This is a genomic window from Campylobacter concisus (genome assembly GCF_003049705.1).
GTDB classification, from domain to species: Bacteria; Campylobacterota; Campylobacteria; order Campylobacterales; family Campylobacteraceae; genus Campylobacter_A; species Campylobacter_A concisus_AR.
This window is the reverse complement of the sequence record NZ_PIRF01000006.1, coordinates 109,388-133,403: the sequence shown is the minus strand read 5'-3', so window position 1 is coordinate 133,403 and position 24,016 is coordinate 109,388. Positions and strand designations below refer to the sequence as shown.

Below are 24,016 nucleotides of genomic sequence, written 5' to 3'. Positions count from 1 at the left end.
GGAATTTGAGAAAAAATTGTTGGCGATTAAAAATTTTAAGTTATGTATTTTTATTATAGGTTTATAGGGTTTAGTTTATATATGCGTATCCACTTCTTTTTTCTATATTTATAGAGGCTACATTGTTATTTTTATCTGTTAAAATTATCTTACAATCACCTTTTAGTAGTCTTGAATAAGGCCTTTTTGCTCCTTTATTGTTAGTAACACTCACCACTCTCATGGGCCTACCTAATTCGTCAAAATCAATAGTTTGCATTTTGCCTTTTCCGCAACTACCGACAAATTTAACTGATTTTATGCCATATTTTTTCTCGATATTTAAATCTGTATTAATCTTATTGCAATAGGATTGAGGAATGCCTCTCCAGCCCGCACTTAAGAATTTGTTTGATTTTTGTGTATCGATGGCAACCTCTTCTTTGGAATTTAGATTACCACTAAATTTCTTACCACTACCTCTTTTATCATAAAAAATACTATACTTCCAAGATTTAACCCCAGGCTCATCTACAGAGCACTCTTGCAAACTAGTGTCATTAATAGCTATCCCCCATCTCATTTTAAACCAAAATTTTTCATTTTCTGAATGTACAAATTTATCATCTTGTATGGCAAGGTGCTGGGCGTACCTTATATGCGTTAGCATCTGTGTAGCTGCCTCTCTGGCTCCGTTTATTTCTAGCCTTGGTATGATCATTGCTGCAAGTATGCCAACGGCAATGATTACAAAGATAAGCTCTATAACAGTAAAACCCTTGTTTTTATGCATCTATCTGCCTCTTACGTCAAAATTTGCAATTACTTTTCCCATTTTTTCTATGCAAAATTTTGATTCTCCATCTAGATCGGCGCTTACTAATAAATTTTTAGACTCATCTCTTACATCTATACCATAAAATTTAAGTCTTAATGCAAGCTTTTTATTATCTGTGTATAAATCCTTGATTTCCGCTTCTTTTAATTTAGCAGCAAGCTCTTTTACAACATCAAATTTATATACAAAATGCTTTGTTGGGTTGTCTAAAAATAGGTAAAAAATTTGATTAAATACGATCATCGACCAGTTTAAGGCTAAAAAAAGCATCACTAAAGTCGTACAAATTTTATAGCCTTTTCTAAATTTTGGCAATCTTACGCGATACGAATTAAAAAATACTCTTACCATAAGTGGCGTTGCGATCACGCAAAACGGCAAAAACTGCTCAAGCTCTAGCCTTTGGCGCACTGAGACTATCATACAAAAGCAAAACGAACAAATCGCAACAAACCATAAAAGATCCTTCTTTTCCTTAACCCAAATTCTATAAATCGTATAGACAAAAAAGATAAAAATAAACGGCGAAAAAACAGCGGCAAAGATACCAAAAGTATCAATAAAGTGCCCACTTGGCCTACCATTTGTATCAAAACCAAAAAAGTAAAGTGTTAGTAAAAATAAAATAGCACTTAGCAAAGCAAGCGGAGGCCTTCTTTTATAAAGTGCAAATATAAAAAATCCTACGTAAAATATCAAAAAATCGCCATCTATAAAAAAAGAAATGCAAAAAAATGCTACAAATAAAATTTTATTTTTAACATGAAAAAAGTATATACATAGGAGCGCCAGCATAACACAAAGCCCAGCATTATTGACGATAAGGGCTGAAGCTAGCGTGCCAGGAAGTAAGATAAAAAGCAATACCGCAATAAGTCTGTCAAACTCTAATTTAATGTAAAATTTGCTTATCTTGTACATTAAAACGACGCTTATGACATGAAACGCGATCATCACAGATCTTAGAGCAATATCTGTTTGACCAAAAATTTGAACGCTTAAGTTTAAAACATGGCTAAGAAAATTTTGTTTGTTAAAAAAAATTTCAGCTTCACTATAACTTATACTAAGAGAATTTGCCGTATAAAGTAAAAATATACAATCAATCAAACATATTAAAAATACGCTAAAGGCGACGTGATGTCCAACAAATTCCCTAAATTTATCTAGCAAAAATTTTCCTTAAATATGTATATCCCAAAAAAATTCGATCCAATCGTGAGCCTCTTTTACCTTAAATTCTGGCAAAAGCAGAGCCTTCTCTTTATAAAAGACAGTTGCTATTTTTATATCTAAATTTGGATAACGCTTAAGCAGTTCCCTTTTTATCTCGACCATGCTCTCTCCACTGTCGATGATGTCATCGACGAGCAAAATTTTAGTGTATTTGCTAAGATCTGGCACGTTAAAGATATTAATCGTATCAAGCTTGTTTGTATCTTCATAGTGGATAGAATTTAGGGTAAATAAATTTCTATTATTAAGCGCAACAGCTAGCGAGTGGCCAAGCGTTAGACCACCTCTTGCCACAGCTAGTATCACCTCTGGATCAAATTCATCTTTTATCTGTTTTGCCATCTTTTTAGCATCAACAGCAAATTCATCGTAGCTATAAAATATCATCTTTCTTCCTTATCAATGCACTAAAAATACGATGAAACTAATGAGCGCTAGTACGACTACGCCTAAATTTATATCGCTAAATTCTCTCTTTATGAGCTTAACTATTACGTATGACATAAATCCAAATGCAAGGCCGTTTGTGATCGAATAAGTAAGTGGTATGAGTACAACTATGAAAAATGTCGCAACTGCAATGGCTGGATCTTTGAAATTTATACTAGCAAGCTCAGCAAACATAAGCACGCCAACCATTACAAGGATCGGATAGATGGCATTGCCAGGGATAGCTTTAAAAAGCGGCAACATAAAGAGTGTAAGTATAAACAAAAGTCCGCAAAATACAGCCGTTAGACCGGTTCTACCGCCCTCTTCTACACCACTAGCACTCTCTACAAACGATGTAGTCGTACTTACACCTACAAGTGAGCCAGCCGCCGTAGCAATAGCGTCAGCTTCAAGAGTTTTTTCAAGTTTTACGACGCCATCTTTTTTGTTTTCATCAAAAATTCCAGCCCTCGTGCCTACACCAGCTAGTGTGCCTATCGAGTCAAAAAGATCGGTCACAAAAAATGTGATAACAACTGGCAGCAAGGCTAGGCTAAGCGCACCTTTTATGTCAAGCTCTAAAAATATCGGAGAGATAGAGGCTGGAGTTGAGAAAATTTCTGTTGGATGAGGAGCGATACCAAGCACCCAAGCTATCACTGAAGTAGCAAGCACAGCTAGGATAAACGCGCCCTTTATCTTCCACGCCCAAAAGCAAATAACTAAAAATAATCCCAAAACACCAAGAAGTACGTTTGGATCTTTGAAATTTCCTATGCCAACCAAAACTGCGTCGCTATTTACGATAAAGCCCATTTGCTGAAACGCGACAAAGCTGATAAAGGTGCCTATGCCAGCGCTTATCGCTCTTCTTAGATCAAGCGGGATAGATCTTATTATCCACATTCTAAAATTTGTAAAAGACAAGACGACAAATATCACGCCGCTTAAGAAAACAACACCAAGAGCCGTTTGCCAAGGCACTTTCATGCCGATGCAAAGACCAAATGTAAAATAAGCGTTAAGCCCCATGCCAACGCTCATCGCAACTGGCGTGTTCGCCCAAAGGCCATTTAATACAGTAGAAAATATGGTAATTAGTGCAGTTGCCGTTATTAGCGCCTCATAAGGCATGCCAGTTTTGCTCATAATGATCGCATTTACCGGCACGATATACATCATCGCCAAAAATGTCGTAAGTCCCGCTCCAAATTCCTGCTTCACACTCGTTTTGTTTTGTGCTAAGTCAAAAAATTTCACCCCAAGCTCCTTTAGTAAATTTTAAGTTCGTTATATAAGCTATCACGTTCAACCGGCGTAAAACCAGATGTTTTTATGAGATCGCAAAATGTCTTTAGTGTAACGCCATTTGCGCTATTTGCGCCGGCTGCACTTTGTATGCTCTCTTTTTCTATCGTGCCATCAAGATCATCAGCGCCAAATTCCTGAGCGATCATCGCTAAATTTAGCGTCGAAGTAGCCCAGTAAGCTTTAATGTGTGGGACGTTATCAAGCACCAAACGAGATATCGCCATAGTCTTTAGAATTTCAGCCGATCCTAGAAATTTCACATCTTTTAAGTAGTTATTTTCTCTTTGATAAACTAGTGGGATAAACGCGTTAAATCCGCCAGTTTCATCTTGCAAGTCCCTAATCCTTAGCATGTGATCAATCCTGTTATCGCGGCTTTCTATGTGACCAAAAAGCATCGTTGCGTTGCTTTGTTTGCCGTGATCGTGCCATATTTTATGGATCTTTAGCCAGTTCTCGCTACTTACCTTGCCTTTGCAAATTTTAGCCCTGACCTCTTCATCAAAAATTTCAGCCCCGCCGCCTGGCATGCTATCGACGCCGTATTCGAGCATCTTTTCTATCACCTCATCGTAGCTTAAGCCATAATGCCTTGATAAAAAGTCGATCTCAGCTGCCGTCATCGCCTTTACGTGAAGCTCTGGATGAGCTGCTTTTATCTTTTTAAAAATTTCTAAATACCACTGCCAGCCACTTTTTGCGTTGTGAGCTGATACGATGTGTATCTCTTTTACGCCGTGGCTTACGCTCTCATCAATGATCTTTAAAATTTCTTCGTGGCTCATTAAGTATGGATTTGGATTTTTTCTGTGAGCCGAAAATGCGCAAAATTTACAAATATCAGCACAAATATTTGTTGGATTGATATGGCGATTTACATTAAAAAAGACCTTTTTGCCGTGCAGTTTTCTGCGCTTTTTGTCGGCAAATTTAGCCAAGGTAAAAAGATCAAGCTCATAAAGCGAAAAAGCCTCTTGCTTGCTTAATCTCTCGCCACTTTCTAGTTTTTGTAATAGATTCATTATCTTTATCGTCCTAAAGCTGAACTTAAGGCTTCATTATAGGCAAATAAAGCTTTGTTTTTGCAAAAATTATGTAACATTTGCCAAGATATTTTTAACAATGGAAACATTAAATGCTGGCCGATAAAAGTACCAAAAATAGCGATAATTATTTAAAAATCAAAGAGAAATTTCTTGATTTTAAGGCAAATTTACCAAAACATTTTCAAAAAAATCAGGGTAGAAATTTTGCAAATTTTTTAGCCAAAGAATATGATGATTTTATAAAATCTTATTTAAATGAAACTATGCGAGATTTTTTTGATGATTTTGTACCGCAAAATGACAGCTTTGCTTTTAGCGTTCTAGCTACTGGAAAATACGCCCAAACACTACTTAGCGCAAATAGTGAGCTTGAAATTTTACTAGTTTATAAAAATTTAAAAGGCTACAATATAAAAAATTTCTTAAAGGAATTTAGCGAAATTTTAAGTAGCTCTGGAATAAATTTTTATATAAAAAGTGTTGAAATAGATGAAATTTTTACAAATTATAAAGACGATCTCAAATTTAAAAGCGAGACATCGCAAGTCCGATATATCTGTGGTTCAAAAAGCCTCTACCGCCTAGTAAAAAGTGAGATCGTAAAATTAAAAGAATTTGATAAAAAAGCCTTTTTAAACTACCATTTAAAGGCATTTTTGCCGTTTTATAGCATCAGCTACTTAGCCCAAGAGCCAAATTTAAAAAGTGGCTTTGGCGGGATAGATGAAATTTATCACCTAAACTGCATACTAAACTGCCTAGATAGCGACATTTCAGTTAGATCACAAGCCCTAAAAGTGATGAATGAAAAAGAGATCGCTAGCTTTAACCTAAATGTGGACTTTTTACTAAGCCTACTAACTGCCTTAAATTTGACGCAAAATTCTGATACTTTTAGCGCTTCAAGCGTTGAAATCACGACAAATTTCATGCAAACAAAGTCTAAAAAGCTTCAAGATAACGAAAGCGTTATCAGCCAAAAGATGCTAAGCTCGATGAATAATATCGCCATTTATTCGAGGTTTATCGTCGCTTCTCTTTGCAGGCCATTTTTCAAAAGTGAGCTAAATTTTGATCAGAGAAAATTTGCAAGGCTAAAAAATGGCTTTTACGAGATAAATGGCGTTATTTACGTGCCACTTCATAAAAAGCCAGCTCTCATTGAAAATCTAATAACCGAGCTTTTAGAACTAAAAGATGTTGATTATAAATTTGATATAAGCGCGATCTTTTACATCAAGCGAGCCATCATCACAAAAAGTGGCTTAGAGCGTGCTATAAGCGAGTTTAAAAAGATATTTTTAAGAAAAAATTCCTACGCAATTTTAAAGTCATTGCTCGATGCGCAAATGATACAAATTTTAATAAAGCCAATGGAGCACATCAGTCAGCTAGCTCAGTACGACGGCTATCACGAATTTACGGTCGATGAGCATAGCATTTTAAGTGTAAAATTTCTTGAAAATATAAAAGATAAATTTATAAAAAATCTCTATACCGAGCTTTGTTTGGAGGGCAAGACGATGCTAAAAATCGTGACTTTAATGCACGACGTTGGCAAGGGGCTTGGCAAAGACCACGCAAATATCGGCGCAAATATCTTTAGAGCCTATGCAAACAAGCTAAATTTAAGCCAAAAAGCCGTAAATATCGGCGTCATCTTGATAAAATACCACACGCTAATGAGCAACGTCTCAAACAGAGAGGACATTTATTCGCAACGCGTCATATTTGCCTTCATCTCAAAGCTAGGCGATAAGCAGGTCTTAAAGCTACTTTACATCCTTAGCTACTGCGTGATAAATGCGACAAACGAGAGGCTCTATAATGCCTACACAGCAAAGCTTTTAAGGGAACTTTATGAAATTTCTCTTAGTGCATTTAGCGATGAAAATTTACTAGATGAAGCGACAAGGCGCGTAAAAAAAGAGCAGTCTATAAAACGAAATAGCGAGTTTTTGGCGCTTGAACCAAGCTTGCAAGATAAAATTTTTAAAATTACATCAAATCTTGTCTTTATAAAATATAGTGCGAGTGAGATCATAAATTTAAGCAAGGTCGCAGATAGCTTAGATGCGACAGAAATTTTTATAAATAACTCTAAAAATTTAAGCATTCAGATCTATACAAAAAAGAGTCTAAATTTAAGTGCCCTGCTCTATGAATTTGCTAAATTTGACCTTGCATACATGGAAATTTTTGAGCTATTTGAGAAGAAATTTTATATCAGGCTTGATTTTAACCAAAATGTTAAAAAAGAGGAGCTTGAAAATACTAAAAATTTAGCTCTAAAATCCCTAAATAGCGAGGTTCTAAAAGAGCCTTTGAAACCAAACATTAACAAAGATGAGATAAACTTCGAGCTAAATCACTCAAAAGATTACGCCAAACTTAGCATCAACGCAAAAGATCAGCGCGGGCTAATGGCTTATGTGATGAGTGTTTTTGACAGGCTTCATTTTCAAGTCACGAGTGCTAGAATCCAAACGGTCAAAAATAGAACAAGAAATCTCTTTTTGATCGAGAAAAACGAGCGACTTGAGAGCAAAGGTGAAGAGATATTAAATTTATTAATAAGTGAGTAAACATGTGTGGAATCGTAGGATACATCGGAGATAAAGAGAAAAAAGAGGTCATCTTAAGCGGTCTAAAAGAGCTTGAGTACCGCGGATACGACAGTGCTGGTATGGCTGTAATGAGTGATGGCAAGATCGATTTTTTTAAAGCTGTTGGAAAGCTTGAAAATTTAGCCCTAAAGACAAAGGACTTTACATCAGAGGGCTTTGGCGTCGCGATAGGTCATACACGCTGGGCAACTCATGGCAAACCAACTGAGATAAATGCTCACCCGCACCTTGGCGAGCACTCATTTGTCGTTCACAATGGCATCATCGAAAATTACAAAGAGCTTAAAGATGAGCTTGAAGCAAAAGGCGTGAAATTTGTCAGCCAAACCGATACTGAGGTGATCGTGCACCTTTTTGAAGAAATTTTAAAAGAGAAAAAAGACCCGTTTAAAGCTTATGAGGCGACTATCACAAAACTAAGAGGTGCATACGCGACGCTACTTATCACAAAAACTGCACCTGATAAGATATTTTTTGCAAAAGATGCTGCTCCTATGGCAATAGGAAAGAGTAATGAAAAAGAGCTATATTTTGCTTCATCTGACGCTCCACTTATTGGCAATGCAACAGAGGTGGCATATTTAGATGACAACAACTATGGCTACGTGAGCTTAGACGAGATTGCCGTTTTTAAACATGGCAAAAAGGCAAGCATAACCTTTAACGCTCTGCCAAAAGACAAAAGCTATGCCCAAAAAGAGGGATACACATTTTTCATGGAGAAAGAAATTTACGAGCAAGGTGCGGTCGTATCTGAAACCATCATGGGCAGAGTCAAAAACCACAAAGTCACCCTTGAAAATTTAGACGATGAATATCTAAAAAGTATCGATGATGTTGTGCTTTGTGCGTGTGGTACGAGCTACCATGCAGCGCTAACTGCAAGCTATCTCTTTGAAAGACTTGCTAAAGTTAGAACAAAGGTCGAAGTAGCAAGCGAATTTAGATACAGAAAGCCTTATCTAAACAAAAACTCGCTCTTTATCGTCATCTCACAAAGTGGCGAGACAGCCGACACTCTTGAGGCACTTAGAATAGCTAAAGAAGCTGGGCTTAGAACGCTTGCGATTTGCAACGTCGATAACTCATCTATCGTTAGACTAGCTGATAATACACTTCTAACTCGCGCTGGCATCGAAAAAGGTGTGGCAAGCACAAAAGCTTTCGCAACGCAGATCATCGTGCTTTGGATGCTTGTGCTTCAAATGGCAGCAGCAAAAGAGTCTATCAGTAAAAAAGAGCTTGATCACGAGATCAAAACGCTTCTTCACATCCCACAAATTTTAAATATCAATAACTCTCTTCAAGAGAAGCTTCACCGCCTAAGCAAGCATTATTTGCACGGTCATGGTTTCTTCTTTATCGGTAGAGATATCTTCTATCCGCTAGCATTAGAAGGCGCGTTAAAGCTTAAAGAAATTTCATATCTTCACGCCGAGGGCTATCCATCAGGCGAGATGAAGCACGGCCCTATCGCGCTTGCAGATGAGAAGCTATTTACGATCGCTTTAATGCCTCAGAATTTACTTTACGAAAAAACAAAAAGCAACGTCGAAGAGCTTGCCGCAAGAGATGCTTACATCCTGGCGATAAGCCCACTTGAGTTTGAGCTAAGCGATGACTACGTAAAAACAAGCGTTCAAGATCACTATATGAGTGAATTTTTCGAGATGATGCTTGTACTTCAGCTACTTGCTCTTGAAATTTCTGTTAGACTTGGCAACAACGTCGATATGCCAAGAAATCTCGCAAAAAGCGTGACTGTCGAATAATTTAACTGGCCAGCAAACACTGGCTAGTTAAATTTTATTTGATATTTTGCATTAAAATTTATGAAATATTGTTCTTGCAAGAGCGCAACCCAGCTAAAATTTGTCTAGCTTTAGTTTAAAATTTTATACTTTACTATGACAATAAAAAATGGTGGCATAGATATCATTTTTGATGTGACTAAAAACTTAATGAGTTAAGTAAAAAGAATAAGAATATCACACTTGAGCATTTTAAAATGATGCACGATATTAAAAATCAAAAAGTAGATGTTGTCGATCTTGTTGGCATTTTCTCTTTAAGCGCAAAAGAGATGTTTAATTAAAAGCGTTATATTAAAGCCTTTTTCTAACCCACTAAACTAAAAAATTTTAAGGCTCAAGACTCTTAAATTTTATCTTTACCCAGCATCGTTGTCAGCTGTTCTTTGATTCTATCATCAAATTCACTAACACTTATGACACCTCTACTTTCGCACATCTTGGCATCATTAACATCGCAGTAGTCACTAAGTGCGTTTTTGTATCCGCCCCTTATACAAGCCTCTCTATCTTCTAAAAATCCAGCACCACCAAGGATTAATACGCCAAGGTCAAAACCTATCTTAAATTTCGCACTCGCTGAGCTTTTAACCCAGCTTAAAAATATCTCATCGTATCTTAATCCAAGTGCTCCAACGCCATCTGGCACGACTAAGATATCCACACCATAAAGACTTTCAGCATAAATTTCTGGATGAAGCCTGACGCCAAATTCATCGACAATCTCAGGCTTTAGTGCGTAAGTCTTGATATTAAAATCCTCAAATTTATGTAAAAAATCATAAATTTTGGAAAAGCTTAGTAGATTTAGCTTGTCAAACATCAAAATGCCAACTTTCATGCTAGCTCCTTTTAATGAAGTGCCTCATTTAGCTTGATCGCCCTTTTGCTCGCACTTGCAGTGATCTGACCTGTTTGGCTATTTTGTCTAAAATGAAGTCCTTTTAGCCCGCCAAGCTCAAGTGCTTTGTAAATTTCAGCTTCAAATTTAAACTCTGGATTTAGCTTAGCTAGCTTTTCGCGCTCGTTAGCTGATATATAGACTTTTGTGCCCTCAAGCACCGCTATGCCAGCATCCACGATGCAGTTATCGCCAAGAGGTACGCCTGTGACTGAATTTGCGCCAAGCAAGCAGTGTTTGCCGATGCTTACAGGATTGCCGTTTGTGCCACTTAGCACGCCAAGTATGCTAGCTCCGCCACCTACGTCGCTACCCTCGCCCACTACGACAGAGCTACTGACTCTGCCTTCAACCATCACGCCACCGGTTGTACCTGCGTTAAAGTTGATGTAGGCAGCACCAGGCATAACGACTGTGCCAGGATGCACAGCAGCACCCATGCGAACCTTGGCTGAGTCTAAAATTCTCGTATTATCAGCTGGAATGATATGGCTTAAAAATCTTGGGAATTTATCGACGCTAACGATCGCTGGATATTCGCCAAACATCTTTAGAGAAATTTCATTTTCTCTTAACCATTCAAGCTCGATTGGCGTATTTTGGCTAGTCCATGCAACATTTGGTAACACACCAAAAGCTCCATCAAGCACGATCGTCCTAGGTGCGACCTTGCCAAGCGAGATCAAGTAAAGTTTGAGATATACGGCCTCTACGCTAAGTGGTTTTGCATCGTTAAACAAAAACACAAGTTTAAATTTATTCTCATTTAGTTCAAGATCGTCATCAAATGCCATTTTTACGGCATGCAAATTTTGTACATTTTTATGAGAGCTTATCTCTTTTTCAAAGACGCTAAAGAGCTTGCTAGCCTTTTTTACCACTTTTGGAGTAAGATCGGCTACAAATTCAGAGCCGTTAAAATCAACCTTAACATCACATTTTTGCAAGGCATAGATATAAGCGGCTGCGCTTAAAAAGCTCTCTTTGTAATTTACAACAGCAAAAGTCGCTTGCAAAATTTTATCTGTATTTTTTTGTCCGCGATCGATCCTAGCGATACCAAAAGCAAGCGGATCTTTGTAGCCATCTTTTTTTCTAAATTCTTCAAAAAATTCCTTAAATTCATTTGCATCTTTAAACTCTTTAGACATCTATTCTCCTTTAAATTTTTCTTAGTCTAGCCAAAAATGGCTAAAAATTTTATGATTTTAAGTCCATTAAGATTTTTAAATATTTTTATATTTTTAATAATGATTAATCTTATCATAAAGTAAATTGCAATAAGATTTTGCAAATTTAAAGAAGGAGTTTAAATGTCAAATTTAGTAACAAAACCTAGATTTGCTCTGGCTGCGTTAATCGGCCTTATCGCTGGCATTGTCTCAGCTTTTGTCAAATGGGGAGCAGAATTTCCGCTTCCTCCAAGAAGTCCGATGGATATGTTTAACGCTGCTTGCGGACCAGAGAGTGCCATTAGAGCAGCCGATGCAATCGATTGCTCTAGAAATTTCTTAAATCCGCCTTATGTATTTTTAAGGGATTATTTGGGCGTAGCCGATCCAAATGCCGCTATTTACGAGTTTGCAGGGCATGCATTTAACTACGTAATGATGACGCATATATTATTTTCGATCGTTTTTGCGGTTGCTTATTGTGTTTTGGCTGAGAAATTTCCAAAGATTACAATATGGCAAGGCTTACTAGTTGGCGTTATCGTAAATATCGCTGTTCACGTGATCACACTACCTATTTTGGGGCTTACTCCACCACTTTGGACACTTCCTTGGTACGAGCATGTATCTGAATTTGTCGGCCACATGATATGGTTCTGGTCGATAGAGATCATCCGTCACGACTTAAGAGCTAGGATAACAAAAGAAAAAGATCCAAGTGATTATTGCTGCTGCAACGCATAAGTGCAAATTTTTGCTGTTTTGGGCTAAAAACCTAAAACAGCAACCAAATTTATCTCACCATTTAAAAGCAAAAATTTATCCGCGATTAGCACTCCTGGCTAAGCTCTAAATTTTCTAAACGAAGTGGCTTTTCACCTTCAAAAATCACCCCAATACCAAAAGGCTCACAAATATCAAGCTCGCCCTCAGCAAATCTCATCAGCTACTGCTTATCATGCGCATAAAAGGTGCATTGAGGCGAGCTAAAAGGCAAGTCGCAAACTGGCACGTCAAGCAATTTAAGCTCGTCCTTGCTCAAAAAGCACCCTCGCCTAAGCTCATCTTTTAAAAAGGCAAGCCCCTCTTTTATGTACCGATCGATATCCTGAGCGATACGCTGCACAAGCAAAATCGTCTCATCATCCACGTCTGCCCCATTTGCCGAGATAAGGCAAAAGAGCACTTGGCCAAAAATTTCGCTTTTTAGCCACGTCTGGGCATACCATATAAAGCCACCATCTGTTGCAACTTTTTCAAGTTCGCCAAATTTCAAAGTCATTTTTTATTCTCATTTTTGTAGTTTTGCTACTCTTAAGAAAAAGAGCCAAATTTAAGCAAATTTGTCGTGACATAAAATAGAGATAGCTTGTAAATTTGCCCTTTAGCATAAAGCAAAAGCTAAATTTACAAGCAAATTTTCAGTTTTTCTCGCTACTTAAAAGCAAAATTTCTCATCAGTACCATTTTGCTTGCGCATAGCCTTAAAGTTAGCGAGATTATCCTTGTCTAAAAAGTAATCTTTCTCCTTTTTATTGCGGGCTTCTAGCTTTTCTATGCCTTTTGCAAGGGCTGCTTTTCTATCTTCGTGAGGCGAGCTAAATTCTGGCGAAAACATCGCTTCATAGGCATTTTTCTTAGTCCATTCAAGCGCTTTATCAGCGATCTCTTGTTGCTTTTTGATATCGCAAAATGCATAAGGATTGACCACGTCGCCAACAAGCTTCATAAACGCCCCTATCGCGGCCACCACGTCAGTAAATTTCTCGCCCTCCATGTCTATAACACCTCTTAGTAAGATCGCGCGATTTTTTGCCGCATAAAACCAAAATACCGCATCATCGCGAAGTCCAAGATCGTATGCGCGAGCTGAAAGGACAAAAAGAGTTATCGGAGAGACCATTTGTGGGGCGTCTTGCACGATCTTTTCAGCCTTTTTAAAGTCCTCTTCTTTGCCACTTTTTAAAAGCCCATCTATCTTGTCATAGACCTTGACGTACTCCACCTTGCCAGCATTTGCTGAGTAGTATAGCGTGACGTAGATGTCGATACTTCTTACTTTGCCATCATTTGCAAAGCCACATACCGCTCCAAAAAGTAGCGCCGTAAGCAGTGATAAAATTTTCATTTTAGCTCCTTGGCTTAAAATTTTTATTATTCTAACTAAAAGCAGTTGAAAAGATTAGGATAAATTTAAGAAAAAGTCCGCAAATTTAAAGCGGACTTCGAAGATTAGTTTTTAAAACTATGGATAGGTGCTGGAATTTGTCCGCCACGAGCGATGAAATCGGCACTTGAGGCTTTATTTATCTTCATTACAGGCGCTCTTCCTAAAAGGCCGCCAAACTCGATCATATCGCCCTCACGTCCAAGAGGTATAATTCGAACGGCCGTTGTTTTTTGATTTATAACGCCGATAGCCGCCTCATCAGCGATCATCGCAGCTATGCTCTCGCTTGGTGTGTCAGCAGGTATGGCGATCATATCAAGCCCTACCGAGCATATCGCAGTCATCGCTTCAAGCTTTTCTAAATTTAATGAGCCAGCTTGAACGGCCGCTATCATGCCCTCGTCTTCTGAAACAGGGATAAATGCACCGCTTAAGCCGCCAACTTGATTACACGCCATGACGCCACCTTTTTTTACTGCGTCATTTAGCAGGGCAAGTGCCGCAGTCGTGCCGTGCGTACCGACAGCCTCAAGCCCCATCTCTTCAAGCACACGAGCCACTGAGTCGCCAACAGCTGGCGTTGGAGCAAGAGAGAGATCGACGATACCAAATTTAACCCCAAGGCGCTCGCTCGCCATTTGACCAACTAGCTGACCGATACGAGTGATCTTAAATGCCGTCTTTTTCACAGTCTCAGCTACTACGTCAAAGCTCTCGCCACGCACCTTTTCAAGCGCTCTTTTTACTACTCCTGGACCAGAAACGCCCACATTTATCACCACATCAGCCTCGCCCACGCCATGAAATGCACCAGCCATGAAAGGATTATCCTCGACTGCGTTTGCAAAGACAACAAGCTTCGCACAGCCCATCTCTGATGCTGCCGCCGTCTCTTTTATGATGCGTCCCATGTCACGCACTGCGCTCATATTTATGCCACTTTTTGTTGAGCCGACATTGACGCTTGAGCACACTTTTGCGGTTTGTGCTAGTGCTTGCGGGATAGAATTTATCAAAATTTCATCGCCCTTTTGATAGCCCTTTTGCACTAGAGCTGAAAAACCACCTATAAAATCAATACCAACCTCAATAGCCGCCCTATCAAGCGTCTTTGCGATCATCACGTAGTCTTTTGCGTCCGTTGCGGCGCCGATTATCGAGATAGGCGTCACGCTCACTCTTTTATTGACGATTGGTATGCCTAGCTCAGCAGAAATTTCATTGCCTACTTTGACTAGGTCTTTGGCTTTAGTGGTGATTTTTGCGTAAATTTTATCGCAAGCCTTGTTTATATCAGGATCGATACAGTCAAGCAAACTAATGCCCATCGTGATTGTTCTGATGTCAAAATTTTGCTCTTCGATCATCGAGATCGTTTCGGTTACGTTTTTGATGTCCATTGTTTTTCCTTAGATTGTATGCATCGCATCAAAGATAGCGGAACTTTGGATATTTATCTTTACCTTTAGGCTCTCTCCAAGTTTATTAAGCTCTTCTCTTAGGACTGCAAAATCCTTATTTTCATTACTTGAAACCACCGCCATCATCGTAAAAAACTCATCTAAAATAGTCTGTGAGATATCATCTATGTTTAGCCCTAGCTCGCTAAGCTTTGCTGAGACGCCAGCAACGATGCCGACTCTATCCTTTCCGACTACGGTTACGATCGCTTTCATGTTTTCTCCTATTAAATTTTAAATGATTGCATTTTGGCTCCAAAATTTAAGCCAAGCATCAAGCAAAGCTAAATTTTGGTAGCCAAATTCAAACTGGCAAATTTTAAAATTTGCTCTAAATTTTATCTTTTGTAAATTTTACTTCGAGCAAGCACTCTTGCCGTCATTTACTGGTTGGATTGCTGAGTTATCAGCTCCGCCATCACTATTTATATTTTCTATCACTTCCCAAAGTCTAGCAGCCGCACTCTCGTAGCGTTTTGCAGTGACTGAGTTTGGCTCGTAAAAGCTAACTGGCTTACCATTATCCCCGCCCACGCGAACAGCTGGCTCGATAGGGATTTCAGCCAAAATTTGAGTATTATAAGCTTTTGCCATCTCTTCAGTCGTGCCTTTGCCAAAAATGTCGTACTCTTTGCCATTATCTGGGCAGATGAAACCGCTCATATTTTCGATGACACCAGCGATTGGGATGTGGAGCTTCTCAAACATATCAAGCGCACGCTTACTATCGTCAAGCGCTACAACTTGTGGCGTTGTGACGCAGACACCTGCCGTTACTGGCACGCTTTGAGCTAGAGTTAGCTGTGCGTCACCCGTTCCTGGAGGCATGTCAAGAAACAAGACATCAAGTTCGCTCCAAAGCACGTCTTTTAGCAGCTGCTCGATCGCTTTCATTATCATCGAGCCACGCCAGATGAGGCTCATGCCCTCTTCCATCAAAACGCCCATACTCATCATCTCAACTCCGTGGCTAAGTATCGGTTTTAGCTTGTTACCAACGACTTGTGGCTGAGTATTTACTTCGCCAAGCATTCTTGGGATATTTGGTCCGTAGATGTCAGCGTCTAAAATTCCCACTTTTTTGCCTAGTTTTGCCATTGAGATGGCTAAATTTAGCGTTGTGGTTGATTTACCAACGCCACCTTTTCCTGAGCTTACCATTACGAAATTTTTAACTTGAGGCGCGATGTTTTTGCCACTTTGAGTGTTACTTTTCTCCTCAGGTATCTTTGGCTGGATCAAATTTAGCACATACTCGTTTGAGCCCATGACACGTTTGATGTCTGTTTTTAGCTCGTTTGCCACCTCTGGGCTTGAGCTAACGATCTCGACTTCGATTAAAATTTTATCGCCGATTTCTACATTTTTTACAAAGCCAAAGCTAACTATATTTTTTTCAAAACCAGGATATATAACACCTTTTAGCCTATTTAAGACCTCTTCTTTATTTAACATTTTTCTCCTTTTTCTAGATCTTTTGAAATTTTATATGCACAAAATTTTGGTCCGCACATCGAACAAAAATGAGCACTCTTAAACGCATCTTCTGGCAAGCTTTCATCGTGAAGCTCTCTAGCTTTCTTTGGATCAAAGCTAAGCTCAAACTGCTTGTTCCAGTCAAACGCATATCTAGCATCACTCATCGCATGATCTTTTTCGATGGCTCCAGCTTTGCCAAGTGCGACATCTGCGGCATGAGCTGCTATCTTATGAGCTACGATGCCCTCTCTTACGTCATTTTCATTTGGCAAGCCAAGGTGCTCTTTTTGCGTCACGTAGCAAAGCATGCTAGCGCCGTGATATGCCGCCATCGTGCCACCAATCGCCGAGGTGATGTGATCGTATCCTGCACCTATGTCTGAGACAAGCGGTCCAAGCACGTAAAATGGGGCGTCATGGCAGAGCTCTTGTTCGATTTTCATATTATACTCAATTTGATTTAATGGCACATGACCAGGGCCCTCGATCATCACCTGCACATCTTTTTGCCAAGCACGAAGCGTAAGCTCTCCAAGTACCTTTAGCTCGCTAAGCTGCGCCTCGTCTGTTGCGTCGTAAATACATCCTGGGCGAAGTCCGTCGCCAAGCGAGAGTGAGACGTCATATTTTGCACAAATTTCTAAAATTTGATCAAAAATTTCATAAAATGGATTTTGCCTATTTAGCTTTGACATGTAGCTAGCACTCAAACTGCCACCACGGCTTACTATACCCATTTTACGCTTTTTAACAAGCGGCAAAAACTCGCGCAAAAAGCCAGCGTGTATCGTAAAGTAACTAACCCCTTGCTTCGCTTGCTTTTCAAGTATCTCTAAAATGAGCTCATTTGTGATATTTGTAACCTCTTTTGCCTCTTTTAAAATTTCATACATAGGCACTGTGCCAACTGGCACGCTTGAATGCTCAATGATCGCACTTCTAATAGCGTCTAAATCGCCGTCTGTACTTAGATCCATAACCGTATCAGCGCCAAATTCTAGGCAAATTTCAAGCTTTCTAAGCTCAGCGCAAATGTCACTGCTTAAGCTTGAGTTGCCGATATTTGCATTGATTTTTGTCCTTAGCTTTCTACCTATGCCCATTGGTTTTAAATTTTTATGATTTATATTTGCTGGGATGATGATGCTACCTTTTGCCACCTCATCCATCACCAAATTTTCACTAAGCCCTTCGATCCTTGCCACATAGCTCATCTCTTGCGTTATCTCGCCGCGCCTAGCATAATACATCTGCGTCTTATCTCTCATATAAGGCCTTTTTTTGATTTTTAAAAACCTCATTTTAGTCCTTTTTTGATTTAAACTAACTAAATAAGCTTTTAAAAATTTACTTTTTTAAAAAGAAATTTTGAAGTTTTGAGGTGTATAATTCTGTAACAATTTTCAAAGGAGTTATCTTGCTTGATATATCACTTATAATGCTTGGAGCAGGAAATTCTAGCCGTTTTGAGCTACCAGTAAAGAAGCAATGGCTTCGAATAGGAAGCGATCCACTTTGGCTATTTGCTACTAAAAATTTGAGTAACTTTTACACATTTAAAGAGATAATTGTCGTTAGCAAAGAGTGCAAATATATGTCAAAATTTGCTCCAAATTATAAATTTGTTGATGGCGGCGAAACCAGGCAAGATAGCCTAAAAAACGCACTTGATCTAGTAAGTAGCGAATTTGTCCTAGTTAGCGACATCGCTCGTCCTTGTATCTCAAGCGAACTTTTTCACAAGATTATAGAGGCAGCAAGTCAGGCTGATTGTGTAGTTCCAGCGCTAAAGATCGCAGACACCGCTTATCTTGGCGAAAATGTGGTTGATAGAGATAAGGTAAAACTTATCCAAACACCACAACTCTCTCGCACAGCACTTCTTAAAAAAGCTCTTAGCGGCGGTGAAATTTACACAGATGATAGCTCGGCTATGAGAGCGATTGGTGCGAGCGTTTGGCAAATTTTAGGTGATGAGATGGCAAGAAAGATCACTTACAAAGAGGATCTTGCCAAAATTCCTGCTTTAAAAGAGCCAGAAATTGAAGTCTTTGTTGGAAACGGCTTTGATGTGCATGAGTTTGAAAAGGGTCGTCCTTTGATTCTTTGCGGTGAGAAGATCGACTATGAGTTTGGGCTAAAAGCTCACAGCGACGGCGACGTGGCACTTCATGCGCTAACTGACGCTATCTTGGGAGCTGCTGGGCTTGGAGACATAGGCGAGCTTTTTCCTGATACGGACGCTAGATTTAAAGATATTAGCTCCATTTACTTGCTTGAGGAAGCTTACAAAAGGGTGCAAAGTGTGGGCTTTGTGCTAACAAACGCTGATATCACGATAATGGCACAAAAACCAAAAATTTCAAAACTAAAGTCAAAAATGGAGGTAAACATAGCAAAAGCTCTAAATTTAAGCCAGAGCCACATAAATGTAAAGGCAACGACTACTGAAGGGCTTGGCTTTGTCGGCAGATGCGAAGGGATCGCCGTAATGGCAAGTGCAAGCCTTAAATTTTACAACTGGAAGCAAATATGAAAATTTTAATAGTAGAAAATGAAATTTACCTAGCTGGCTCGATGGCTAGTAAACTAGCTGATTTTGGCTACGATTGCGAGATCGCTAAAAGCGTAAAAGAGGCATTGAAGTTTGAAAATTTCGATGTAGTGTTACTTTCTACCACACTTCCAGGGCAGGATTTTTACCCTGTTATTGAAAAATTTAAAAGCTCCATCATCATCTTACTAATCGCTTATATCAATAGCGACACTGTGCTAAAACCCATTCAAGCAGGTGCGGTTGACTACATCCAAAAGCCATTTATGATAGAAGAGCTAGTTAGAAAGATAAAGCATTTTGAGGAATTTAGAAATTTCAAAAACGAGATCAAAAATTACGAAAGCTACGTAAATTACGCTTTAAAAGAGTATGAAATTTCTAGCTTTGAGGCAAAAAAGATAAAATTTCCACTGCTTTTAAAATCAAGTAAAAGCGGATACAGCGATAAATTTATATTTAGCTATGTAAAAACTTGCAAATTACCATTTTTATTTTTAGGCAAAGCCTGTTTCTCTGAGCTTGAAAAGGCACTAGCCAAAAATGGTGATGAGCTAATCTATATGACAAATTTAGAGGAGCTAAAACAAGAAGAAAAAGAGAAAATTTTAGAAATTTGCAAAAAGAAAAAGGTCGCGATCTCAACTAACGATTTTGCACAAAAAGCACCATTTGACGAGCTTGAGCTTTCAGGACGCGATAAAAATTTCAATATCGATGAGATCGTTACGATCGATGAATATATAAAGTACATAATCGTTAATTATCAAGATAAATTCCCTGATACAGAACTTAGCAAGAAGCTTGGAATTTCTAGAAAATCACTTTGGGAAAAGAGAAAGAAATATGACGTCAGCAAGAAAAAATAGTGAAATTTCTATAAATACCGAAGTTTTTGGTGCTTTGGAGCTAATAAAAAATAAGATTCTCTCAGATTACGACTCGCTTATGGATGATGAGCAGATAAAAGAGGTGAGCAAAAAGGGCTATTTTAATGGCGAGCCGATGCCGTATTCTTTTGGATTTGCTCCATTTGGCGAGCTAAATCAAAATATTGCTAGCAAGCTTACTCCTGGACAAAAGGTAAATCTAAGTCTTGATGGTAAGATCGTTGGACACATCAATGTTGCTAAAGTCTTTAAATTTGACGAGAATATGAGGGCTAAAAATATATTTTTAGCAAATGAAGCCAGTAATGATAAAGAGCTAAATTTAGGCAAATACGGCATTAGCGGCGAATTTGAGCTTTATGATGAGAGTATGCAAATAAGCAAAAACGCACTAAATGATCTAATAAAGGAAGATGGCGCTAAAAAGATAACGGCTGTCTTTTTAACGGCTGATCCATTTAATAGAGCTCACGAGCGCATTGTTAGAATGACTATTGATAAGGCTGATTTAGTAATCATTTTTTTGATACGAACACGTGAAGAAAAGCACGTTGATTACGAGATTAGAAAACAAGTGCTGGATTATTTTATACAAAATTATTTACCGATAAAAAAGGTCTTTGTCTTTGCTCTAAAAAATACGACTCTTTTTAGCTCACATGCAAACCCAACACTTGAATGCATCGCTGCTTCAAGATTTGGAGCAAATAAGCTAGTCATCGGACAAAACCACTCAGGAATTGGAATGTTTTTTGATCACAATGAAGCTCATACGATTCTTGATATTTATAAAAACGACCTAAATTTAGAGGTAATCGTGCTGCCAGAGCTAGTTTATTGCAACAAGTGTAAGACGCTAGTTAGTACCAAAAGTTGCCCGCACGGACAACACCATCAGATCAAATATCATCCAGATGTTATCAAGGAGCTGCTATTTAACGGTATTATGCCACCAGCCATTCTTGTGAGGCCAGAACTTTCTGCACTAGTTTTAAGCAAACTCTTTACAAATCGCTTCAAAGACGTGCAAAAGCTTTGCGATGATCTTTTTGTAAATTCAGGACTGCTTGAAAACAAAACTGACCGTGACTTTTACGAAGAGCTTATGAAGCTTTATCAAACATCCTCGATGACTTAAGGAAATTTATGCAAAAACTATTTTTAACTTTTTTTGGATTTGGACTTTTACCAAAAGCACCTGGCACTTGGGGTTCTATTGCTGGCGCTGTAGTAGCTTATTTTGTGCTTTATTTTTTATCATCAACCACGCTTTTTCTAGCTAGTATTTTGCTATTTTTGGTAAGCATTAGTGTTATTGATGATTTTGAAAAAAAGGTAAATTCTCACGATGAAAGTTTTATCGTTATAGACGAAGTTGCTGGAGTTTGGCTTGCTATTGCCATTAGTGGAGCTACGATCTCTCAACTCATACTCTCACTTATGCTTTTTAGAGTGCTTGATATCAAAAAGCCTTCGATAATAGGCAGGATCGACCGCAATGTAAAAGGTGGCCTTGGCGTAATGGGCGATGATATGGTAGCTGGTTTTTTTGCTGGAATAATTAGCGCAATAATATACGGGGCTGCTATAAAATTTGGCATAACTTTGCCGTAAAAATATAGATTTTTGGCAAAGTTATATAGGCTTAAATATCTTTTATATAAATTTTAAGCAAGTCCTAGCTCATTTAAAACAGAACTTAGATTAACCGAGTTACTACTTTTACTATTAAGATTTTTTTGCTTCTCTAGCAGAGCTTGATTAGCAAGTGCTACATTTAGCTCTTTGCGATAATCGCTCAAAATTTTATCCATTATCTTAAGCAGCTCATTCTTTTGATCCTGTGTTTTTGCGGGATCATCTATACCTAGAAGTTCTGTTAGCTCCTTTTTCTTTTGGGCTATTTTCTCTTCTATCTTGTTAGAATTTAACTCGCTTATAAAACCAACTGCGCCGATTTCAGTAAGCCTTTTTTTAAACTGTTCAACTTTATCTGAAATTTTTGCATCGCTTGCGATCTTATCCATAGCAAGGCTTAAAATTTCATCAAAACTATTTTTTTTATCTTTAGTTTTGCTTGAGCCTGATTGCAATAAATAATCGATTATGTCGTTATTTTGTACCTTCATATATCTCCTTTTACTGTATTGAGATATATTTTATAAGCAAGATTTATTCCTAAAAGTTAGTCTCTTTGGCTGTTTTTGCTTTTTGTAAGATAAAACTAGCAAACTCATCACTAAAATTTGGGCACCAAACAACCTTGTAGAAGCTAAAATTTAGCTCTTTTGCGATCTTTGCATACTCAATAACTAGCTCAAAAATAGTCTCAGAGTTATCTATACAAAAAGAGAGTGGATAGATAAGAGCCTTTTTACTCTTACACTTTGCCAAAATTTCATTTAGTGAGGGCTCTAGCCATTTTACAGGGCCAAGACGCGACTGGTAGGCTAAATTTATCTCTTTGAAGTTTAATCCGCTATCTTTTATCATTTTGCTTAAAATTTGCACATGCTCATTTATATGCTTTTCGTAGACATCACCTTTATCGATAATTTTTTGAGGCAACGAATGAGCCGAAAAGATAAGCTCCACATCGCTTATATCTATATTATTTATAGCTTCATTTATGTGCGAGATTATGATTTTGTTGTAAATTTCATCATCATAAAATGGCCCGCAAAGCAAAATTTTAGCCTTTATCTCTAGCTCATCTTTTGCTTTTTTAAAATCATCTAAACTTGAAGTTATCGTAGTTTGTGAATGATGAGGATAAAGTGGCAAAAGCACTATCTCATCAAAATTTTCGTATTTTTTAAGCACATCTTTTGCAAATGGTGAAGTATAGTTCATCGCAAAATCAACTGCATCAAACTCATTTTGTAAGCTTGAAATTTTATCGCAAAGCTTAGCTGTAAGCTCGCAAATAGGCGATTTGCCACCTATTTGTTCGTAGTTATGCTTAGCCGTTTTTAGCCTACCTTTTGTGATCATAAAAGCTACAAATTTTCTTAAAAATTTATTCTTTATACCTAAAATATAAGGGTCATTAAACATATTTTTTAGAAAAATTTCTACATCAGCAAGGCTATTTGCCCCACCCATATTTAAAAGCAAAAGTGCCTTTTTCATCAAAACAACTCCTTAATTTTTATCGCATCATCAATGCTTGAAAGCTCGCTACTTTCGCCGCTTTGACAAAGATCATAAAAGGCATCATATTGAGCTTTTATTTCATTGTTTAAAGGATCGGTTTTTAAATTCATCTGACCATTTTCATTTACTCTGTGAAGTTTGTAATCAATAAGATCGCCAAAATAAACACCTTCTTTGGCATTTACTTCTATTTTAAAACGTTCTAATGAACCACAAAACGAATCGGTAATGCTCACCAAAATTTGATTTTTCATTTTAATGTTAATTCCAACATTATCGCATATTTTGGTATTGGTTTTATTTGCCTGAGTATAAAAGAAATTGCAGACTTCACTATCTACTAAATTTTTCGCAAGGTCTATATCGCAAAGCGAAAGCTCGTTTATAATATTTCCCTCACAAAGTGGTTTAAAATGCGCAATTGAAATGCTATAAATTTCTTCTTCTTTTAAAAGTGCCTTTTTTAATGAAACAATAGTCGGGTTAAAGCGCTCATCAACGCCGGTGCAAACTCTTACTTTGTTTACCACTGAAGCATATTTTATCTCTTTTAGCTCGCTTACACTTTTAAATATTGGCCTTGAAATCAAGATATTTTGGCAATATTTTGCACACTGACAAAAGGCCTCTACGATCTCATGTTGAGGCAAACAAAGTACGACAGCTTGCGGTTGGGCAACTTCTATAAATTTTTTAAACTCATCAAAAAACGGAGCTCTGCAAGCATCATCTCTATTTTCTTTATCAAAAACTCCACAAACTTCAAATTTGTCAGAACGCCTCAGCTCCATATAGTGCCGCTTGCCAACTAGATTGTATCCAACAATGCCAATTTTGAGTTTCACTAAAGACCTTTTAGTTATAAATTTTTAGGCTATTTTAATTGCAAATCGCTTTTAAACAAATAAATTTATAAAATATATTAAGCAAAAATTAATTTTGTATTTTTTTATA

At 37.9% G+C, this 24,016-nt stretch carries 23 protein-coding genes; 7 read left to right on the top strand and 16 right to left on the bottom strand.

Annotation, left to right across the window (positions count from 1 at the left end; genetic code table 11):
- Positions 1 to 70: 70 nt before the first annotated feature.
- From CVT05_RS07640 to mqnE, 5 genes are read right to left on the bottom strand one after another with little or no spacing between them, the layout of a single operon-like run.
- The gene (locus tag CVT05_RS07640; protein WP_107698367.1) at positions 71 to 772 is read right to left on the bottom strand and encodes a Tfp pilus assembly protein FimT/FimU; all 702 of its coding nucleotides are present in this window, start codon (positions 770 to 772) and stop codon (positions 71 to 73) included.
- Positions 773 to 1,990 carry a glycosyltransferase family 39 protein gene (locus CVT05_RS07635; protein ID WP_107698366.1) on the bottom strand — a complete coding sequence of 406 codons (1,218 nt, stop codon included), beginning with the start codon at positions 1,988 to 1,990 and terminating at the stop codon, positions 773 to 775.
- 9 nt (positions 1,991 to 1,999) lie between these two features.
- Complete coding sequence (locus CVT05_RS07630; protein WP_021091484.1) at positions 2,000 to 2,440, bottom strand: phosphoribosyltransferase; 441 nt, start codon at positions 2,438 to 2,440, stop codon at positions 2,000 to 2,002.
- Between the two features lie 12 nt (positions 2,441 to 2,452).
- Positions 2,453 to 3,745 carry an NCS2 family permease gene (locus CVT05_RS07625; RefSeq protein WP_087578927.1) on the bottom strand — a complete coding sequence of 431 codons (1,293 nt, stop codon included), beginning with the start codon at positions 3,743 to 3,745 and terminating at the stop codon, positions 2,453 to 2,455.
- 11 nt (positions 3,746 to 3,756) lie between these two features.
- Positions 3,757 to 4,821 carry an aminofutalosine synthase MqnE gene (gene mqnE / locus CVT05_RS07620; protein WP_107698365.1) on the bottom strand — a complete coding sequence of 355 codons (1,065 nt, stop codon included), beginning with the start codon at positions 4,819 to 4,821 and terminating at the stop codon, positions 3,757 to 3,759.
- A 110-nt stretch (positions 4,822 to 4,931) separates the two neighbouring features.
- On the opposite strand from mqnE, the gene CVT05_RS07615 reads away from it, so the two are divergent.
- A complete protein-coding gene (locus CVT05_RS07615; protein ID WP_107698364.1) occupies positions 4,932 to 7,427 on the top strand; it encodes an HD domain-containing protein in 2,496 nt (831 codons plus the stop codon).
- Positions 7,428 to 7,429: 2 nt separating this feature from the next.
- Positions 7,430 to 9,241: a glutamine--fructose-6-phosphate transaminase (isomerizing) gene (glmS, locus tag CVT05_RS07610; protein WP_107698363.1), complete on the top strand. Its 1,812-nt coding sequence runs from the start codon at positions 7,430 to 7,432 to the stop codon at positions 9,239 to 9,241.
- A 385-nt stretch (positions 9,242 to 9,626) separates the two neighbouring features.
- Here the strand turns inward: glmS and CVT05_RS07605 are convergent, their stop codons facing one another.
- Together CVT05_RS07605 and CVT05_RS07600 are read right to left on the bottom strand one after the other, a co-directional pair.
- Positions 9,627 to 10,121 carry a hypothetical protein gene (locus CVT05_RS07605; protein ID WP_107698362.1) on the bottom strand — a complete coding sequence of 165 codons (495 nt, stop codon included), beginning with the start codon at positions 10,119 to 10,121 and terminating at the stop codon, positions 9,627 to 9,629.
- Positions 10,122 to 10,132: 11 nt separating this feature from the next.
- Positions 10,133 to 11,332: a 2,3,4,5-tetrahydropyridine-2,6-carboxylate N-succinyltransferase gene (locus CVT05_RS07600; RefSeq protein WP_107698361.1), complete on the bottom strand. Its 1,200-nt coding sequence runs from the start codon at positions 11,330 to 11,332 to the stop codon at positions 10,133 to 10,135.
- A gap of 162 nt (positions 11,333 to 11,494) precedes the next feature.
- Between CVT05_RS07600 and CVT05_RS07595 the strand changes: the two genes are divergently transcribed.
- A complete protein-coding gene (locus CVT05_RS07595; protein ID WP_107698360.1) occupies positions 11,495 to 12,097 on the top strand; it encodes a YagU family protein in 603 nt (200 codons plus the stop codon).
- Positions 12,098 to 12,299: 202 nt separating this feature from the next.
- On the opposite strand, the gene CVT05_RS07590 is transcribed toward CVT05_RS07595, so the two are convergent.
- From CVT05_RS07590 to thiC, 6 genes are all read right to left on the bottom strand, one after another.
- Positions 12,300 to 12,635 carry a hypothetical protein gene (locus tag CVT05_RS07590; RefSeq protein ID WP_234400580.1) on the bottom strand — a complete coding sequence of 112 codons (336 nt, stop codon included), beginning with the start codon at positions 12,633 to 12,635 and terminating at the stop codon, positions 12,300 to 12,302.
- A 156-nt stretch (positions 12,636 to 12,791) separates the two neighbouring features.
- Positions 12,792 to 13,481, bottom strand: a complete 690-nt coding sequence (locus tag CVT05_RS07585; RefSeq protein WP_107698359.1) for a cytochrome-c oxidase — start codon at positions 13,479 to 13,481, stop codon at positions 12,792 to 12,794.
- Positions 13,482 to 13,585: 104 nt separating this feature from the next.
- Positions 13,586 to 14,923 (bottom strand): PFL family protein, encoded by a 1,338-nt coding sequence (locus CVT05_RS07580; RefSeq protein WP_107698358.1) that lies wholly within the window; start codon positions 14,921 to 14,923, stop codon positions 13,586 to 13,588.
- Between the two features lie 9 nt (positions 14,924 to 14,932).
- The gene (locus CVT05_RS07575; protein ID WP_107698357.1) at positions 14,933 to 15,199 is read right to left on the bottom strand and encodes an ACT domain-containing protein; all 267 of its coding nucleotides are present in this window, start codon (positions 15,197 to 15,199) and stop codon (positions 14,933 to 14,935) included.
- A gap of 138 nt (positions 15,200 to 15,337) precedes the next feature.
- Entirely contained in the window at positions 15,338 to 16,438 is a 1,101-nt protein-coding gene (locus CVT05_RS07570; protein WP_107698356.1) for an Mrp/NBP35 family ATP-binding protein, read from the bottom strand.
- Positions 16,432 to 17,763, bottom strand: a complete 1,332-nt coding sequence (gene thiC / locus CVT05_RS07565; RefSeq protein WP_107698355.1) for a phosphomethylpyrimidine synthase ThiC — start codon at positions 17,761 to 17,763, stop codon at positions 16,432 to 16,434. The genes CVT05_RS07570 and thiC overlap by 7 nt, the downstream gene beginning before the upstream one ends.
- A gap of 116 nt (positions 17,764 to 17,879) precedes the next feature.
- On the opposite strand from thiC, the gene CVT05_RS07560 reads away from it, so the two are divergent.
- The 4 genes from CVT05_RS07560 to CVT05_RS07545 are packed head-to-tail and all read left to right on the top strand — an operon-like array spanning position 17,880 to position 21,520.
- The gene (locus CVT05_RS07560) at positions 17,880 to 18,998 is read left to right on the top strand and encodes a bifunctional 2-C-methyl-D-erythritol 4-phosphate cytidylyltransferase/2-C-methyl-D-erythritol 2,4-cyclodiphosphate synthase (protein ID WP_107698354.1); all 1,119 of its coding nucleotides are present in this window, start codon (positions 17,880 to 17,882) and stop codon (positions 18,996 to 18,998) included.
- A complete protein-coding gene (locus tag CVT05_RS07555) occupies positions 18,995 to 19,885 on the top strand; it encodes a response regulator (RefSeq protein WP_107698353.1) in 891 nt (296 codons plus the stop codon). Before CVT05_RS07560 ends, CVT05_RS07555 begins: the two co-directional genes overlap by 4 nt.
- Complete coding sequence (locus CVT05_RS07550; RefSeq protein WP_107698352.1) at positions 19,863 to 21,044, top strand: sulfate adenylyltransferase; 1,182 nt, start codon at positions 19,863 to 19,865, stop codon at positions 21,042 to 21,044. The genes CVT05_RS07555 and CVT05_RS07550 overlap by 23 nt, the downstream gene beginning before the upstream one ends.
- Before the next feature lie 8 nt (positions 21,045 to 21,052).
- A complete protein-coding gene (locus CVT05_RS07545) occupies positions 21,053 to 21,520 on the top strand; it encodes a phosphatidylglycerophosphatase A (RefSeq protein ID WP_103576937.1) in 468 nt (155 codons plus the stop codon).
- Positions 21,521 to 21,573: 53 nt separating this feature from the next.
- Here CVT05_RS07545 and CVT05_RS07540 read toward each other — a convergent pair whose 3' ends face one another.
- Genes CVT05_RS07540 through CVT05_RS07530 form a run of 3 tightly spaced genes read right to left on the bottom strand, consistent with a single transcriptional unit; the run spans position 21,574 to position 23,907 of the window.
- A complete protein-coding gene (locus CVT05_RS07540) occupies positions 21,574 to 22,035 on the bottom strand; it encodes a response regulator (RefSeq protein ID WP_103576938.1) in 462 nt (153 codons plus the stop codon).
- Positions 22,036 to 22,084: 49 nt separating this feature from the next.
- Positions 22,085 to 23,038, bottom strand: coding sequence for a ferrochelatase (gene hemH, locus CVT05_RS07535; protein WP_107698351.1), 954 nt, complete (start codon positions 23,036 to 23,038; stop codon positions 22,085 to 22,087).
- The gene (locus CVT05_RS07530) at positions 23,038 to 23,907 is read right to left on the bottom strand and encodes a Gfo/Idh/MocA family protein (protein WP_107698350.1); all 870 of its coding nucleotides are present in this window, start codon (positions 23,905 to 23,907) and stop codon (positions 23,038 to 23,040) included. Before CVT05_RS07530 ends, hemH begins: the two co-directional genes overlap by 1 nt.
- Positions 23,908 to 24,016 lie beyond the last annotated feature (109 nt).